General features: G+C 42.8%; 14 protein-coding genes. 1 reads left to right on the top strand and 13 read right to left on the bottom strand.

The window, feature by feature from the left end; translation table 11 throughout:
- Positions 1–339 precede the first annotated feature (339 nt).
- Positions 340–939 (bottom strand): YitT family protein, encoded by a 600-nt coding sequence (locus ACWU4D_RS16960; protein WP_456052638.1) that lies wholly within the window; start codon positions 937–939, stop codon positions 340–342.
- 343 nt (positions 940–1,282) lie between these two features.
- Between ACWU4D_RS16960 and glyA the strand changes: the two genes are divergently transcribed.
- On the top strand, positions 1,283–2,533 hold the full coding sequence (gene glyA / locus ACWU4D_RS16955; protein ID WP_456052637.1) for a serine hydroxymethyltransferase: 1,251 nt from the start codon (positions 1,283–1,285) through the stop codon (positions 2,531–2,533).
- A gap of 112 nt (positions 2,534–2,645) precedes the next feature.
- On the opposite strand, the gene lipA is transcribed toward glyA, so the two are convergent.
- The 12 genes from lipA to leuS form a co-directional block, all read right to left on the bottom strand.
- Entirely contained in the window at positions 2,646–3,611 is a 966-nt protein-coding gene (gene lipA / locus ACWU4D_RS16950) for a lipoyl synthase (protein ID WP_456052636.1), read from the bottom strand.
- Complete coding sequence (gene lipB, locus ACWU4D_RS16945; protein WP_456052635.1) at positions 3,604–4,257, bottom strand: lipoyl(octanoyl) transferase LipB; 654 nt, start codon at positions 4,255–4,257, stop codon at positions 3,604–3,606. Before lipB ends, lipA begins: the two co-directional genes overlap by 8 nt.
- A gap of 209 nt (positions 4,258–4,466) precedes the next feature.
- Positions 4,467–4,745: a DUF493 family protein YbeD gene (ybeD, locus tag ACWU4D_RS16940; RefSeq protein ID WP_456052634.1), complete on the bottom strand. Its 279-nt coding sequence runs from the start codon at positions 4,743–4,745 to the stop codon at positions 4,467–4,469.
- 130 nt (positions 4,746–4,875) lie between these two features.
- Complete coding sequence (locus ACWU4D_RS16935; protein WP_456052633.1) at positions 4,876–6,054, bottom strand: serine hydrolase; 1,179 nt, start codon at positions 6,052–6,054, stop codon at positions 4,876–4,878.
- An 88-nt stretch (positions 6,055–6,142) separates the two neighbouring features.
- Positions 6,143–6,940, bottom strand: a complete 798-nt coding sequence (locus tag ACWU4D_RS16930) for a septal ring lytic transglycosylase RlpA family protein (RefSeq protein ID WP_456052632.1) — start codon at positions 6,938–6,940, stop codon at positions 6,143–6,145.
- A 4-nt stretch (positions 6,941–6,944) separates the two neighbouring features.
- Positions 6,945–8,066 carry a rod shape-determining protein RodA gene (gene rodA / locus ACWU4D_RS16925; RefSeq protein ID WP_456052631.1) on the bottom strand — a complete coding sequence of 374 codons (1,122 nt, stop codon included), beginning with the start codon at positions 8,064–8,066 and terminating at the stop codon, positions 6,945–6,947.
- Entirely contained in the window at positions 8,066–9,976 is a 1,911-nt protein-coding gene (gene mrdA, locus ACWU4D_RS16920) for a penicillin-binding protein 2 (protein ID WP_456052630.1), read from the bottom strand. Before mrdA ends, rodA begins: the two co-directional genes overlap by 1 nt.
- 6 nt (positions 9,977–9,982) lie before the next feature.
- Positions 9,983–10,453: a 23S rRNA (pseudouridine(1915)-N(3))-methyltransferase RlmH gene (gene rlmH, locus ACWU4D_RS16915; RefSeq protein WP_456052629.1), complete on the bottom strand. Its 471-nt coding sequence runs from the start codon at positions 10,451–10,453 to the stop codon at positions 9,983–9,985.
- A 3-nt stretch (positions 10,454–10,456) separates the two neighbouring features.
- Positions 10,457–10,774, bottom strand: a complete 318-nt coding sequence (gene rsfS, locus ACWU4D_RS16910; RefSeq protein WP_456052628.1) for a ribosome silencing factor — start codon at positions 10,772–10,774, stop codon at positions 10,457–10,459.
- 76 nt (positions 10,775–10,850) lie between these two features.
- Positions 10,851–11,861, bottom strand: coding sequence for a DNA polymerase III subunit delta (holA, locus tag ACWU4D_RS16905; protein ID WP_456052627.1), 1,011 nt, complete (start codon positions 11,859–11,861; stop codon positions 10,851–10,853).
- An 11-nt stretch (positions 11,862–11,872) separates the two neighbouring features.
- Positions 11,873–12,361 (bottom strand): LPS assembly lipoprotein LptE, encoded by a 489-nt coding sequence (gene lptE, locus ACWU4D_RS16900; protein ID WP_456052626.1) that lies wholly within the window; start codon positions 12,359–12,361, stop codon positions 11,873–11,875.
- Between the two features lie 223 nt (positions 12,362–12,584).
- Entirely contained in the window at positions 12,585–15,158 is a 2,574-nt protein-coding gene (gene leuS / locus ACWU4D_RS16895) for a leucine--tRNA ligase (RefSeq protein ID WP_456052625.1), read from the bottom strand.
- Between the last annotated feature and the right edge of the window lie 48 nt (positions 15,159–15,206).

Below are 15,206 nucleotides of genomic sequence, written 5' to 3'. Positions count from 1 at the left end.
ACGGATTCGAACCATCGAAGGCGGAGCCGGCAGATTTACAGTCTGCTCCCTTTGGCCACTCGGGAACCCCTCCAGGGTGTTTTTTATACTCTAAAAGTATAACTTCGTCTGACGTTTTCCCAACATGTCAGTAAAGTGCGGGTCGCATCATAACAAACTCGAACCGGGTGTAAAGTCTTTTTGATATGAAAATGGTTCGAATGGCGTCTTTTTCAGCAACGCGGTGCGAAAGGGTGTTTTTACGTCTTTTTATGGCTGATAAATAGGCGCGCTTTTCAAAGAAAAAGCGCTTGATAATTCAGCGCTTTAATCAATGGTAAAATAGTATTGAAATAGGTCTTAACCGTATTTAACGCTATAGCGTGATGGCTTATGGTTCATCGCTAAAATACAATTGAGAATGACCGCACCAAAGACCGATATTAAGATAGCATTAGTCGGTAAGTGAAATAGTGACGCTATCACTATCCCAGAGTCTAATATTACCTGAGTTTTACCGACAGAAATTCCCCATCTATCTTGGATCCATAAGCAAAGTACATTAAACCCACCTAAACTCGCCCTGTGACGAAATAGAATTAACATGCCAATTCCCATTAGAACACCGCCAGTCGTGGCGCTATAGATAGGGTTAATGGTCCCGAGTTCGACTACTCTAGGCAACATGTCGCTAAACAATGATACTAAGAAACAAGCGAATAAGGTATTAAGCGCAAATGCCGAGCCAAATCGCTTCCAAGCCATGATATAGAACGGTACATTGACCGAGAAATATATCCAACCAAAAGATACGGGTAAAACTTGACTTAATAACAGAGCCAGCCCAGCTGTGCCTCCGGTGATGAGTTCAGCTTGATGGAGAAACATAATACCTTGAGCGACTAAAAAGGTGCCCGTTAGTAACGCGATGAAATCTTCTTTGATCGAATGTTTGTTCATTTTTCAATAATCTAAGGTCTGGAGTACTCACTTTATGGTAGGAAAAATTGCTGATTAGATATAGAGGTAAGGAGTAAATTGCGTAGGGCTTGTGTACGTTTTCTTATACGCACTGTAAAGTCTCGGATTGACAGCTAGACATGCATTGCGCATTTTTATAAATGCTATGACCTTAACTAATGAACATTATGAAAGAACTGCATGTTTGTTTACGTAAAATAGGCTTTATGATCACGACCTATTTATGTAGAATACGCGCCAACACTATGACGAAAACGTTTGCGTTTTTGTCGAACCAGAGCCTTTGAACACAATTCAGTTTTATCTGAAGCAGGAGATACTGATGCTTAAGCGTGATATGAATATCGCTGATTACGATGCGGAATTATTCGCAGCTATCCAAGAAGAAACTCTTCGTCAAGAAGAGCACATTGAACTTATCGCTTCTGAGAACTACACCAGTCCTCGTGTAATGGAAGCTCAAGGGACTCAGCTAACGAACAAGTACGCTGAAGGTTACCCTGGCAAACGTTATTACGGCGGCTGTGAATACGTAGATAAGGCAGAATCTCTAGCCATTGAACGTGCATGTCAGCTATTCGGTTGTGAATACGCAAATGTTCAGCCTCACTCTGGCTCTCAAGCAAACAGCGCTGTTTACATGGCTCTATTGAATCCAGGTGATACTGTATTAGGTATGAGCTTGGCTCATGGTGGTCACTTAACGCACGGTTCACCAGTAAACTTCTCTGGTAAGCACTACAATGTTATCCCTTATGGTATCGATGAAGCTGGTCAAATTGATTACCAAGAGATGGAAGAACTTGCTGTTGAACACAAGCCAAAAATGATTATTGGTGGTTTTTCTGCGTATTCTCAAATTGTTGATTGGGCACGCATGCGTGAGATTGCCGATAAAGTAGGTGCTTACCTATTTGTTGATATGGCTCACGTTGCTGGTTTGATTGCGGCTGGTGTTTATCCAACTCCAGTTCCTCATGCGCACGTCGTTACCACAACAACGCACAAAACACTGGCTGGCCCTCGTGGTGGATTGATTCTGTCAAATGATGGCGAAGCAATGTACAAGAAGCTGAACTCTGCGGTATTCCCTGGCGGTCAAGGTGGTCCTTTGATGCACGTTATCGCTGCTAAAGCGGTTGCGTTCAAAGAAGCGATGGAACCAGAATTTAAGGCCTACCAAGCTCGCGTTGTTGAAAATGCAAAAGCGATGGCAGCACAGTTCCAAGCTCGTGGCTACAAAATTGTTTCTAACGGTACTGAAAACCACTTGTTCCTAGTCGATTTAATTGAAAAAGGAATCACTGGTAAAGCTGCTGATGCCGCTTTAGGTTCAGCAAACATTACTGTGAACAAAAACTCAGTGCCAAATGATCCACAAAGCCCGTTTGTAACATCTGGTATTCGTGTTGGTGCTCCAGCTATTACGCGTCGTGGCTTTACTGCTGATGATGCGAAAGAGCTAGCAGACTGGATGTGTGACGTACTTGATAACGTAGATGATTCGGCGAAAATCGAAGAGACAAAACAGAAAGTATTGACGATTTGTAAGCGTCTGCCTGTTTACGCGTAACTTACGTTCAGCTCTAAAAATGTTAAAAAGCCCTCGATATCGAGGGCTTTTTTTTATACGTTTCTATAGGTAAAGCAAAGGCCAGTTTAGCGATTTGCTTTCCCTTTCTGTGTTACTTAATTTCCATACCTTTGGCTTGAAGATCTGCGTGATATGAAGAACGTACAAACGGCCCACAAGCTGCGTGAGTGAAACCAAGTTCCAGTGCTATGTCTTTTAGCTCATCAAACTCTTCTGGTGGTACATAACGTTCTACCGGAAGATGATGGCGACTTGGTGCGAGGTATTGTCCAAGTGTCAGCATTGTCACTCCGTGAGCTCGAAGGTCTTTTAATACTTCGATAATTTCTTCTTTGGTTTCTCCTAAGCCCATCATCAAGCCAGACTTAGTAGGGACATCTGGATGCTGTTCTTTGAACTTCTTCAATAGAGTGAGAGACCACTTGTAATTTGCACCCGGGCGAGCTTTACGATAAAGACGAGGCGACGTTTCTAAGTTGTGGTTAAACACATCTGGTGGATTGTCTTTTAATAGCTCTAACGCGGTATCCATTCGGCCACGAAAATCAGGAACAAGGGTTTCGATTCGAATATCTGGGTTCTGCGCGCGAATTTCGCGATTACAGTCAGCAAAATGTTGTGCACCACCATCACGCAGATCATCTCGGTCAACGGACGTGACAACGACATATTTCAACTTCATATCTTTGATGGTTTGCGCCAGCTTTTTGGGTTCATTTGCTTCAGGAGCAACAGGGCGACCATGGGCTACATCACAAAATGGACAACGACGAGTACAAATGGCACCTAATATCATAAATGTTGCCGTGCCGTGGTTGAAACATTCAGCTAGGTTAGGGCAAGAGGCTTCTTCACATACAGAATGGAGATCATTTTTACGCATCGCGTTTTTGATCTCTTTAATTCTTTTGCTATCAGATGGCAGTTTTATTTTCATCCATGCAGGCTTGCGCAGAACTTCTTTTTGTTCCGCAGGCATGTTTTTCACTGGAATTAGTGCCATCTTATCGGCGTCACGATATTTAACGCCTTTTTCCATCTCAATAGGTTTACTCATGATTCGCTGCTTCTGTAAGAAATTCGACATGCTTGTAATTTAGAATGACTACAAGCTCATTTACAAGTTGTTGTGCGACTGATTCTACATCATCGGGGCCGCCTAATTGACTCACTTGAATCATCTCCATTCCTTGGTACCCACAGGGATTAATTTGAAGGAATGGGTTTAGGTCCATATTGATGTTTAAGGCCAACCCATGAAATGAGCAACCTTTGCGGATCCTAAGTCCTAGTGAGCATATTTTTTTTCCTTCGACATACACACCAGGCGCATCAGGGCGAGCGGCAGATTCAATCGCGTACGCGTCTAAGGTTTTAATGACTATATTTTCAATATCAGTAACTAACTCTCGTACCCCGAGTTCTTTTCGTCGCAAATTTATCAAGAAGTAAGCAACTAATTGGCCTGGACCATGATAGGTCACTTGTCCACCTCGATCACTTTGAATCACGGGGATATCACCTGTATTTAACAAGTGCTCAGACTTTCCTGCCTGACCTTGTGTGAATACTGGGTTATGTTCTACCAACCATACTTCATCGGTGGTGGTGTTATCACGGTTGTTAGTGAAATCATGCATCGCTTGCCATACAGGTTGGTAATCCTGAAGGCCGAGATTTCTCACAACAAGAGAGTGGGGCATGAGTTAGCTCAATATAGATAGTTATGTAAAGCGATTATAAACTGTTTTACTACTATTGAACCACATTGGTGATGAAAACATTGAGTAAAAAAGCAGCTTATTTTTCTAACGGTATGTAATCAAAAGAAAATTAACATTATCATTCAATCAAAAAAAATTGATAAATTAAAATTTAATTACATAATTAGTACGCATATTGGCGAATTCAATTATAAAACCATGCGTACAATATCGATATCGCCTAATTCTTTGTACAAGGTTTCAACTTGTTCTATCGATGTTGCGGTGATACGAATCGATACCGAGTTATAGGTACCTTTTGAGCTTGGCTTGATGACTGGACTGTAATCTCCAGGGGCGTGACGTTGAATAACTTCCAGTACTTTCTCTGGCAGTTCAGGCTTTGCTTGACCCATGATCTTAAATGTAAACGGGCAAGGGAACTCGAGAAGATCTTTTAATTTAGCATCTGAGTTTATAGTCAACATAGTAGTAAACTCCTAATGGAAGTGGTTAGCTGGCTGAGAATAGTACTGATTTATATCCACGATCTCAAGATAAACAAAAAGCCACTAAAAGTGGCTTTTTGTTGTGTCATTCTTTGCGATGGAAAAAGCGTTAGAAAAAGCTTTGAACCAGCAGAACAATGTAGTCCCATAGTCGACTGAAAACACTACCTTTATCGACGTTTTCTAGCGCTAACAATGGATATTGAGCCACATCTTTTCCATCCAATTGATAGTATAAAGTACCGACTTTCGTACCCTCAATAATTGGAGCTTCAAGTGATTCGTCAAGAACAAAGCTTGCTTTTAGGCTGTTAGCTTGACCTCGAGGTAACGTGACATAGGTGTCTTGATCAACACCCAATGAGACTGTGCTTTTGTTACCCATCCACACGCGCTCATTGATAAATGTTTCGCCCGCTTTATGAGGGGAAACGGTTTCAAAGAAACGGAATCCATAACTTAACAGCTTTTTGCTTTCCGCTTTACGTGCATTTTCATTTTTGGTTCCCATCACAACAGAGATCAATCGCATGTTGCCTTCTGAAGCTGAACTAACCAAACTATAACCGGCGTTACTTGTATGACCGGTTTTTATACCGTCGACGTTCATACTTTTGTCCCAAAGCAATCCATTTCGGTTGTATTGAGTGATGCCGTTGTAAGAAAATTTTTGCTCAGAATAGATCTTGTATTCGTTAGGTACATCACGGATGAGTGCTTTACCTAACTGTGCCATATCATAAGGTGTTGAATACAAACGATCGTCATCAAGGCCATGTACGTTGGTAAAGTTAGTGTTCGTCATGCCGATACTGCTGGCCCACGCATTCATTAAATCGACAAATGCATCTTCCGAACCGGCAACATGTTCAGCCATTGCTACACACGCATCATTCCCTGATTGGACAATAATGCCGCGGTTGAGATCTTTAACTTTTACAGTAGTCCCGACTTCGATAAACATTTTTGAAGATTCTGGGAAGTTTTTTGCCCACGCGTTTTCACTGATAACAACGTCATCTTCGAGAGTAATATTACCTCGTCTAAGCTCTTGGCCAATGACGTAACTGGTCATCATTTTGGTTAAACTAGCAGGAGATAACTTAGTGTTCATCTCTTTTTCGGCTAAGACTTTTCCTGAATGATAGTCAATTAAGACGAAGCCTTTCGCTGAAATTTGCGGTGCATCAGGAATCACAATTGGTGATGATGCAATTGAAGAAGAAACTGGCGCTGCGATAGCGACAGAAGAAATAATGAGCGATGTAAATAGTCTATTTTTTTTCATAATTACTGCGAAATCTTACAATAAGTGGCGTTATCTTATCAGAAACTAAAAACTAAGGTAGCGATGAATTAATTCTTATCGAAATTCGCTATTTAGCGGCAATATACTTTCTAATAAAAGCGGTGTTGTAGCCTAATTTTTTCACCCGTTTAAGGGTTTGTTGCATGGTTCGGTCGTCATTAAATGGACCAAGTAGAACGCGGTGGTTGCGTGTATCACTGTCGACAAAACTTTCGGCTGATAACTTATGACCTAGATCTTGCGATAAAGTTCTAGCTTTTTGAAGATGTTGTGAAGCTATCACTTGTATCACGGAATTACCAATGATCGGTTTACCGGTGTTTTTTATGGTTTGTTCTTTACTAATGTTGATAGTTTCAATTTCAACGTTAGCAGTGCCTGTTTTTAGTACGCCGAGTTTATAGGCTGCGGCATAGCTTAAATCTATCACTCTCCCTGCATGGAAAGGACCACGGTCATTGACTCTTACAATTGCGGTTTTACCGTTACCGAGGTTAGTGACTTTGACATAGCTAGGAAGAGGCAAAGTCTTGTGAGCTGCACTCATTGAGTACATATCGTAGGTTTCACCATTAGATGTTAGGTGGCCGTGGAATTTTTGACCATACCATGATGCAATCCCACGCTCTTTAAAGCCGGTCGAATCTTTAATAATTTTATAATGTGAGCCACGTAGAGAATAATCTTTATTTCCCCCACGGCTGTATGGTTCATATTTGGGTTGTGCATCCTCAACATGATCAACCGCTAGTGGCTTGTCGGGTGCAACATCATTTTTTATCGAGTAACGGCTTTTGGTCGCACATCCCGATAAGAGGGTCGTGCTTATGACGATCGTTATTGCAATAAAACGTATGGTTCTCATTCAGTTAGTTTGCCTTTGAAAATGCTTTTCTATGAGTATGTATTGACATCAAAATACCGAACCCAGCCATCAGAGTCACCATTGATGTACCACCATAACTGATTAATGGAAGTGGAACACCAACCACGGGCAAAATGCCGCTAACCATGCCAATGTTTACAAAGACATAAACGAAAAAGCTAAGTACGATACTGCCCGCCATCATTTTTCCGAATGCGGTTTGGGCATTTGTAGCTAAGTATAGACCACGTCCGATAATAAAGAGATAAAGTGACAATAATCCGACGATCCCGATCAGCCCCCATTCTTCAGCAATAACAGCAAAGATAAAGTCGGTATGCCGTTCGGGTAAAAATTCAAGCTGTGACTGTGTTCCAAGCAGCCATCCTTTACCGGAAATGCCGCCCGAGCCAATCGCAATTTTACTTTGAATAATATGGTAACCAGCGCCAAGTGGATCTGATTCTGGATCAAAGAGAGTACGCACCCTGACTTTCTGATATTCGTGCATCAAGAAAAACCATAATATGGGAATAAATGCACCAAGAGCACATGCGGCTGTTAAAATAATATGCCAACCAATCCCAGCGAGAAATATAACGAATATGCCAGATGCAGCAATTAATATAGAGGTACCTAAGTCCGGTTGAATCGCGATTAAGATCGTTGGGATAATAACCATTAACAGACCAATGCATAATGTTCTGAACGTAGGAGGCAATGGCTGCTGACCGATATATCGGGCAATCATCAGTGGAACGGCAAGTTTTAAGAGCTCTGAAGGTTGGAATCGGACAACGCCAATATCGAGCCAACGCTGCGCCCCTTTTGATACTGAGCCAAAAAATAGTACACCGATAAGCAGTGCAATGCCGACAAAGAAAAGAAAGGGCGCTAATGACTCATAGGTTCGCGGAGAAAGTTGAGCCAATACAATCATGACGCATACGGCGATCCCAATTCTCATTGCTTGACGATCCATCATTACCATATTTTGACCACTGGCGCTGTACATCACAATAAGGCCAAAAGCCATCACCAGCAAGATGCCTAAAAGCAATGGTAGATCAATGTGAAGCCTTTCAAATAGGGCACGATTTCGGCCTGTAGACGGGTCGAGTTCCATTACGGTTGAGCCTCTTTATCGTTCGTTTCTTCAACAATCGTTTCTTTATCGAGAATGACTTTGGAGAAAATATCGTGCACAACAGGTGCACCATTGCGAGAGCCGCCACCGGCATTCTCTAGAACAACTGATACGATAACTTTAGGGTCTTTGACTGGCGCAAACCCAGTGAACAGAGCATGGTCATGCAAGTGTTCTTCTAATTCATCTGCATTGTATTCTTGGTTTTCAGCAAGGCCAAATACTTGGGCTGTGCCTGATTTGCCAGCACTATCAAATGGCTGCCCTTTAAATGCATTTCGGGCCGTGCCGCGTTTACCATGGTTTACAAGATACATTCCATTGATCGCTATATCCCAATATTTCTCTGGTACATTCGTTATCGGGGGGTAAGATTCGATATCAGCCAAAACCTGTTTATTGAAGGGATCGCCATTCTCAAGTGTTGCACGCAATAAATGGGGCGCACGAACTTTACCGTGATGGACTAATACTGATGTTGCTTTGGCCATTTGCATTGGCGTGGCAGTCCAGTAACCCTGGCCGATTCCAACAGGAATAGTATCCCCTTGATACCACGTATCTTTATGGCGAGCTCTTTTCCATTCACGTGTTGGCATGTTGGCTTTGCTTTCTTCAAATATGTCGATACCTGTATATTCACCATAACCAAATTTTTTCATCCAAGTGGAAAGGCGGTCGATACCTAAGTCAAAGGCAATTTGGTAGAAGAAGGTGTCGACAGATTCTTCAATTGCTTTGGTTATGTTGACTTTACCATGGCCCCAGCGTAACCAATCGCGGTAAGGCTTAGTTTTGGAGTTTGGAATTCGCCAATATCCAGGATCAGATCGGGTGGTGCTAGGAGTAATAACACCTTCTTGGAGAGCGGCGATCGAAATAAATGGCTTTACCGTCGATGCTGGGGGATATATCCCTAATGTCGCTCGATTAACTAAGGGGCGGTTGGTATCGTTCAAAAGCTTGCTATAGGCTTTACTTGATATGCCATGAACAAAGGCATTTGGATCGTAACTCGGGCTGGATACCATCGCTAACACGCCATTATCGACAGGGTCGAGCACCACGGCTGAACCGCGTCGGCCTCGGAGCAATTTATTGACGTATTGCTGAAGTTCGATATCAAGATTGAGAACGATGTCTTTTCCAGGGACCGGAGCTACGTATTTTAAGGTACGAATAATACGACCACGACTATTTACTTCGACTTCTTGATATCCAGGAATACCATGAAGAATATCTTCGTAGTAGCGCTCGACACCTAATTTTCCAATATCTCGAGTCGCTTGATAAAGGGTTTCTTTGTCTTCGCGCTTGAGGCGAGCAATATCTTTGTCGTTGATGCGTGAAACGTAACCAATAACATGCGTTAAAACTTCATTAAATGGATAGTGTCGTTTCAGGTTCGCGGTGACAGAAACTCCTGGGAATTTGTGCTGATTTACCGAAAATATTGCCACTTGTTTGGGAGTTAGCTGAGGAAGTAGTGGCACAGAGTTAAAACGTCGGGTATGTCTGCGCTCTTTATTGAATGCGGTAATTCTCTCTTCTGAAATTGGAAGCAGACTTTTTAAACCCGATATAGTGTCATCCATATTCTTTACTTGCTCCGGGATGATTTCTAGATTGAATATGGGTTGGTTTTCAGCAAGTAAAACACCATTTCGGTCGTAAATGAGACCTCGGTTTGGGGCAATTGGGACGATTTTGATGCGATTGTCGTTTGAACGCGTTTTATAGTCCTGATATTGATTAACTTGAATGTTGTAGAGGTTGGCAACGAGCAACGAGACCGAAATAATGATCAGCACAAAGGCAGCTACCGCGCGGTTACGAAATAACCATGCTTCAGCTCGATAATCACGAATAGGGCTACGTCTACGAATCATTTAAATCTACTCGCGATGGTAAGGGTGATTAGTGGTAATGCTCCACGCTCGGTAGAGACTTTCAGCCATCACGACACGGACCAAAGGGTGAGGCAGCGTGAGAGGTGAAAGAGACCAGCTTTGTTCAGCTGCTTGTTTACAGGCCGGTGCCAGCCCTTCAGGACCACCAATTAAGATCGCGACATCTCTACCATCGAGTTTCCATCGGTCTAGTTGGTGTGCTAATTGATGGCTATCCCACGGCTTCCCAGGAATATCCAAGGTGACGATACGACTGCCCTTTACAATGGCATTGAGCATTGCTTCGCCTTCTTTATCAAGAATACGAGCAATATCCGCATTTTTCCCCCGTTTTCCCGCAGGAATCTCAATGAGTTCTAGGGGCATATCATTGGGGAATCGACGCTGATACTCTTTAAACCCAACGTCCACCCAATTGGGCATTTTTGTTCCGACAGCGACGAGCTGGATTTTCACCGTTTAGCTCCAAAGCTTTTCGAGTTGGTATGTGTCTCGAGACTCTTCTTGCATGACATGGAGCATGGAAGAGCCCATATCTAAAATTACCCAATCTCCTTCGGCTTCACCTTCAATCCCAAGAGGTGCAAGTCCATGTTTTTTGGCTTCTAGTGCCACATGAGTAGCGATGGAAGAAACATGCCGCTTTGAGGTGCCAGTACAAATAATTAGGTAATCGGTTAGTGTTGATTTGCCTGTGACGTTTAGAGTGACGATGTTTTCTGCTTTCATATCGTCAGCCTTGTCGGCTAGAAACAGTTTTAAATCTTCGTGTTGCAAAGTTTTACCTCAATCGATCGGGGGGTCTAAAACAGTAAAATCATAGCATGCTTTGTTTTGGTAAGTGTCAAAGTCGTTATGATTTTGAAGCGTTGTAGCTTAAATCTAGGCTTAGTTGCTCTAATGCAAGCCAAGGGGGGTCACTATACTGAGTCTTTACCAAGATTTCTATAGCGGTCAACTGTTTAATAAGATCCTGAATTTTATCTGAATTTAAGCGATTCAAAGCAGCCTGATAAAGCGGTCGTTTATTATTCCAAATACGCAATCGTTCAAATTCGGACGCAAGTTGGTTTTGCGGCTTGCTATTTAGTTGCCATAGGAGCAGCAGCTCTTTTTGAATGGAACGCAACAAAATAGTGGCTTCGACCCCTTCCGCTTTTAATTGACGAAGAATTCTCTGGCCTCGATTGGGTTTTCCTTGAAGTAATGCGTCTGTCCAATGAAAAACGGTATAGTGGTTATGGCGACTTAACGACTCTTCCAACCGGATCAGGGTTAATTGTCCATCTGGGTAAAGCAGAACCAACTTCTCTAAATTTTGAACCAAGGCGAGTAGGTTACCTTCGTGCCATTGCGCTAGCATTTTTAATGATTCTTGATCGGGGACTAACCCCAATTGAGAGCAACGTTGGCGAATAAACTGGGGTAAACGATTAAGATCCGGCGTTAAGCAAGTCACGAGAGTTGCTTCAGAGTTGAGCGCTTTAAACCACTTACTGTTTTCTTGAGCTTTGGTCAGTTTTGAACCATGAACAATAAGCAAAATATCTGGGTTTAAAGATTGGCTCACTTCGATCAAATGATTTGCCGTGGCCGCATTCGCGCCAGTTTCAGGTAGCGCAATTTCTATTATTTGACGAGAAGAGAATAAACTTAATGCTTGGCATTGATCGTAGATCGAATCCCAATCAATGCTGGTATCCACTTGGTAGCGATGAATCTCTTCAAATCCATCCTGTTTCGCTTTGTTCGTTATCTGGGTCAGCGTTTCGTGCACCAGCAATGGTTCGGGCCCAAAGACAAGGTATACCGAGCTTAACCCTTTTTTGAGTTGTTCGGCGACATGTTCTGGGTAAATTCGCATTTACCTATCCCTTACTCTGAGATGAGTGTTGTAGAGACCGTATGAGAATCAGTTTCTATGACCTCATTAGATTCAGTATCATCACTTTCGAGTCGGGCCAATTGACGGATAATTTGAGAAGCGGAAATTTCACGCATTTCGTCTATGATCATCGTTTTTTCGACTGACTTTGCTAACGCTGTTAGAGAGTTATCTAAATAACTTCTGGTGACACTGGTGGATAAAGTTTGCACCCCAACATCTGGAGTGGTGATCTGATAGCTAACTTTTAACGTAATCGCTTTTTCAGCTGCTCGAGTATTTTGATATATTGATATCGTTGTGGTCGAAACACTTTCACTCCTTATTTTTAAATTCGGAATGTTCTCGGCTGGCATCACCAACTGAATATCATTCAGTTTTAATTGGTTCTTTACGAGTCGAGTTAAGGTGCTGTATTGGTCGTGACTGGTTAAGGAAAGCGTTTGCAGTTGTTCAGGAACACTATAATTTCCTCGCATGTGAAATCCGCAACCGGAAAGCAGCGTTACGCAAAGAGTGGTTAATAGAATTTTCGTGTTTATAGCGGAGAGTAATTGCATGATGTTCCTATCACTAAGCGGCTAAGCGCAAGATTGTTAAGAGCTATATCGCCATTAAAACTTCTCTTAGTCACTCTTAAGTAAAAGCGCTAAGAGAAGTAAACAGAGCAGAGGCTCTGTTTACAGACTCGTATTTGTCGATTTAGTTCGCCACTATGTTCAGAAGTTTACCGGGTACGTAGATAACCTTACGAATGGTTAAACCATCGGTGAACTTAGTGACATGTTCGTTCGCCAATCCAAGTTCTTCTACCTGTTCTTTGCTTGCATCAGCAGCAACAGTGATTTTCGCACGAAGCTTGCCGTTGACTTGAACTACGATGAGTTTTTCGTCTTCAACCAAAGCGGCAGGATCGAAGCTTGGCCAATCTGCAAAATCAACATCTTTCTGACCAATGCCTTCCCACATTTCAAAACAGATATGAGGAGTAATTGGGAATAGCATGACGATGATTGCTTTTACGGCTTCATCTAACACTGCACGATCTTGTTCAGAATCTTGAGGTGCTTTTGTGAGCTTATTCATCAATTCCATAATTGCCGCGATCGCGGTATTAAAGGTTTGACGACGAGCGATATCATCACTTACTTTCGCGATAGTTTTATGAATATCACGACGTAGTGCTTTTTGGTCATTGGTTAAGCTACTGACCTCTACGGCTTTGGCTTCACCTTTTTCAGCATGCTCATTCACTAAACGCCATACACGCTTCAAGAAGCGGTTCGCACCTTCAACACCAGACTCTTGCCACTCAAGTGTCATGTCTGCTGGAGAAGCAAACATCATAAACAAACGTACGGTATCAGCACCGTATTTGTCGACCATTTCTTGCGGGTCAATCCCGTTGTTTTTCGACTTAGACATTTTGATCATACCTGAGTGCTCAACAGTACGACCTAGGTTGTCGATTGCGGAAATGATATGACCTTTACCGTCACGTTCTACTTTTACATCTGTAGGCGAAATCCACTCTTTGGTCCCTTTTTCATTGGTCCAATAGAAGGCATCTGCGAGTACCATACCTTGGCAAAGCAATTGCTTAAATGGTTCGTCTGATGTTACAAATCCAGCATCACGAAGCAGTTTGTGGAAGAAGCGCGCGTACAACAGGTGCATACAGGCGTGCTCGATACCTCCTACATATTGATCGACAGGTAGCCAGTAGTTGGCTTTTTCTGGATCAAGAATATCGTCCGCTTGCGGTGAACAGTAACGCGCGTAATACCAAGATGATTCCATAAAGGTATCAAAGGTATCGGTTTCGCGTAGAGCGGGTTCGCCATTAAATGTGGTCTCAGCCCAAGATTTATCGGCTTTAATAGGACTTGTGACGCCATCCATTACCACATCTTCAGGTAAAATAACCGGTAATTGGTCGGCGGGTACAGGATGAACCTCACCATCTTCAGTCGTTACCATTGGGATTGGTGCACCCCAATAACGTTGACGTGATACGCCCCAGTCACGTAGGCGGAAATTAACTGTTTTCTTTCCTTTGTTCTCTGCTTCTAATTTGGCTGCAACAGCATCGAATGCCGCTTTAAATTCTAAACCGTCGAATTCACCAGAATTAAACAGCACACCTTTTTCGGTATAAGCCGCTTCTGAAACATCTAATGCACTACCGTCACTTGGTTGAATGACAGGCACGATATCTAAGCCATATTTTGTCGCAAATTCATAATCACGTTGGTCATGAGCAGGAACGGCCATAACCGCGCCAGTACCGTAATCCATCAGAACGAAATTGGCGACGTAAATCGGAACTTCACGACCGTTTAAGGGATGAATAGCCGTTAAGCCTGTTGCCATCCCTTTTTTCTCCATGGTTGCTAATTCGGCTTCAGCAACTTTGGTGTTTTTACAATCGTCAATAAACTCAGCGAGTTGTGGGTTACTTTTAGCCGCTTCTGCAGCCAATGGGTGTCCGGCTGCGATACCAACATAAGTCACACCCATTAAAGTATCCGGACGGGTTGTATAGACCTCTAGATCATCATTTCCTGCAACTTGAAACGATAATTCGACACCTTCAGAGCGACCAATCCAGTTACGCTGCATGGTTTTTACTGTATCGGGCCAACCTTCAAGGTTATCGAGATCGTCCAGTAACTCTTGTGCGTACGCGGTGATTTTGATTGACCATTGAGGAATTTCTTTTTGTTCAACAGGAGTATCACAACGCCAGCAGCAACCATCTTCAACTTGCTCGTTCGCAAGGACGGTTAGATCGTGTGGGCACCAGTTTACAGACGAGGTTTTCTTATAGACCAAACCTTTCTCATATAGCTTGGTGAAGAACTGTTGTTCCCAACGGTAATATTCAGGGCGGCAGGTCGCAAATTCACGATTCCAATCGTAACCAAAACCCAGAAGCTTAAGCTGGGTTTTCATGTATTCAATGTTTTCGTACGTCCAAGGTGCAGGAGCCGTTTTATTTTTTACGGCAGCATTTTCAGCTGGAAGGCCAAATGCATCCCAACCGATGGGTTGCATGACGTTTTTTCCTTGGAGACGCTGGAAGCGCGCGATAACGTCACCAATGGTGTAATTTCGTACATGTCCCATGTGAAGGCGACCACTTGGGTAAGGAAACATGGATAGACAGTAGAATTTTTCTTTATTTGGGTCTTCACTTACTACAAAGGTCTTGTTGTTGTCCCAATGGGCCTGAACTTTTTTTTCAATTTCTTGAGGGTTGTATTGATCTTGCATCGACGATATCCGGTTATCTTGGAATTTGTGAGTTCAATTAGAACAGCG

It is taken from the genome of Vibrio phycocola, assembly GCF_053850235.1.
This window is presented reverse-complemented; position numbering and strand designations above follow the sequence as displayed.

Excerpts from the sequence above, each read along its gene's own strand:
- ACWU4D_RS16960 (WP_456052638.1), bottom strand. The coding sequence starts at position 939 with ATGAACAAACATTCGATCAAAGAAGATTTCATCGCGTTACTAACGGGC.
- glyA (WP_456052637.1), top strand. The coding sequence starts at position 1,283 with ATGCTTAAGCGTGATATGAATATCGCTGATTACGATGCGGAATTATTC.
- lipA (WP_456052636.1), bottom strand. The coding sequence starts at position 3,611 with ATGAGTAAACCTATTGAGATGGAAAAAGGCGTTAAATATCGTGACGCC.
- lipB (WP_456052635.1), bottom strand. The coding sequence starts at position 4,257 with ATGCCCCACTCTCTTGTTGTGAGAAATCTCGGCCTTCAGGATTACCAA.
- ybeD (WP_456052634.1), bottom strand. The coding sequence starts at position 4,745 with ATGTTGACTATAAACTCAGATGCTAAATTAAAAGATCTTCTCGAGTTC.
- ACWU4D_RS16935 (WP_456052633.1), bottom strand. The coding sequence starts at position 6,054 with ATGAAAAAAAATAGACTATTTACATCGCTCATTATTTCTTCTGTCGCT.
- ACWU4D_RS16930 (WP_456052632.1), bottom strand. The coding sequence starts at position 6,940 with ATGAGAACCATACGTTTTATTGCAATAACGATCGTCATAAGCACGACC.
- rodA (WP_456052631.1), bottom strand. The coding sequence starts at position 8,066 with ATGGAACTCGACCCGTCTACAGGCCGAAATCGTGCCCTATTTGAAAGG.
- mrdA (WP_456052630.1), bottom strand. The coding sequence starts at position 9,976 with ATGATTCGTAGACGTAGCCCTATTCGTGATTATCGAGCTGAAGCATGG.
- holA (WP_456052627.1), bottom strand. The coding sequence starts at position 11,861 with ATGCGAATTTACCCAGAACATGTCGCCGAACAACTCAAAAAAGGGTTA.
- lptE (WP_456052626.1), bottom strand. The coding sequence starts at position 12,361 with ATGCGAGGAAATTATAGTGTTCCTGAACAACTGCAAACGCTTTCCTTA.
- leuS (WP_456052625.1), bottom strand. The coding sequence starts at position 15,158 with ATGCAAGATCAATACAACCCTCAAGAAATTGAAAAAAAAGTTCAGGCC.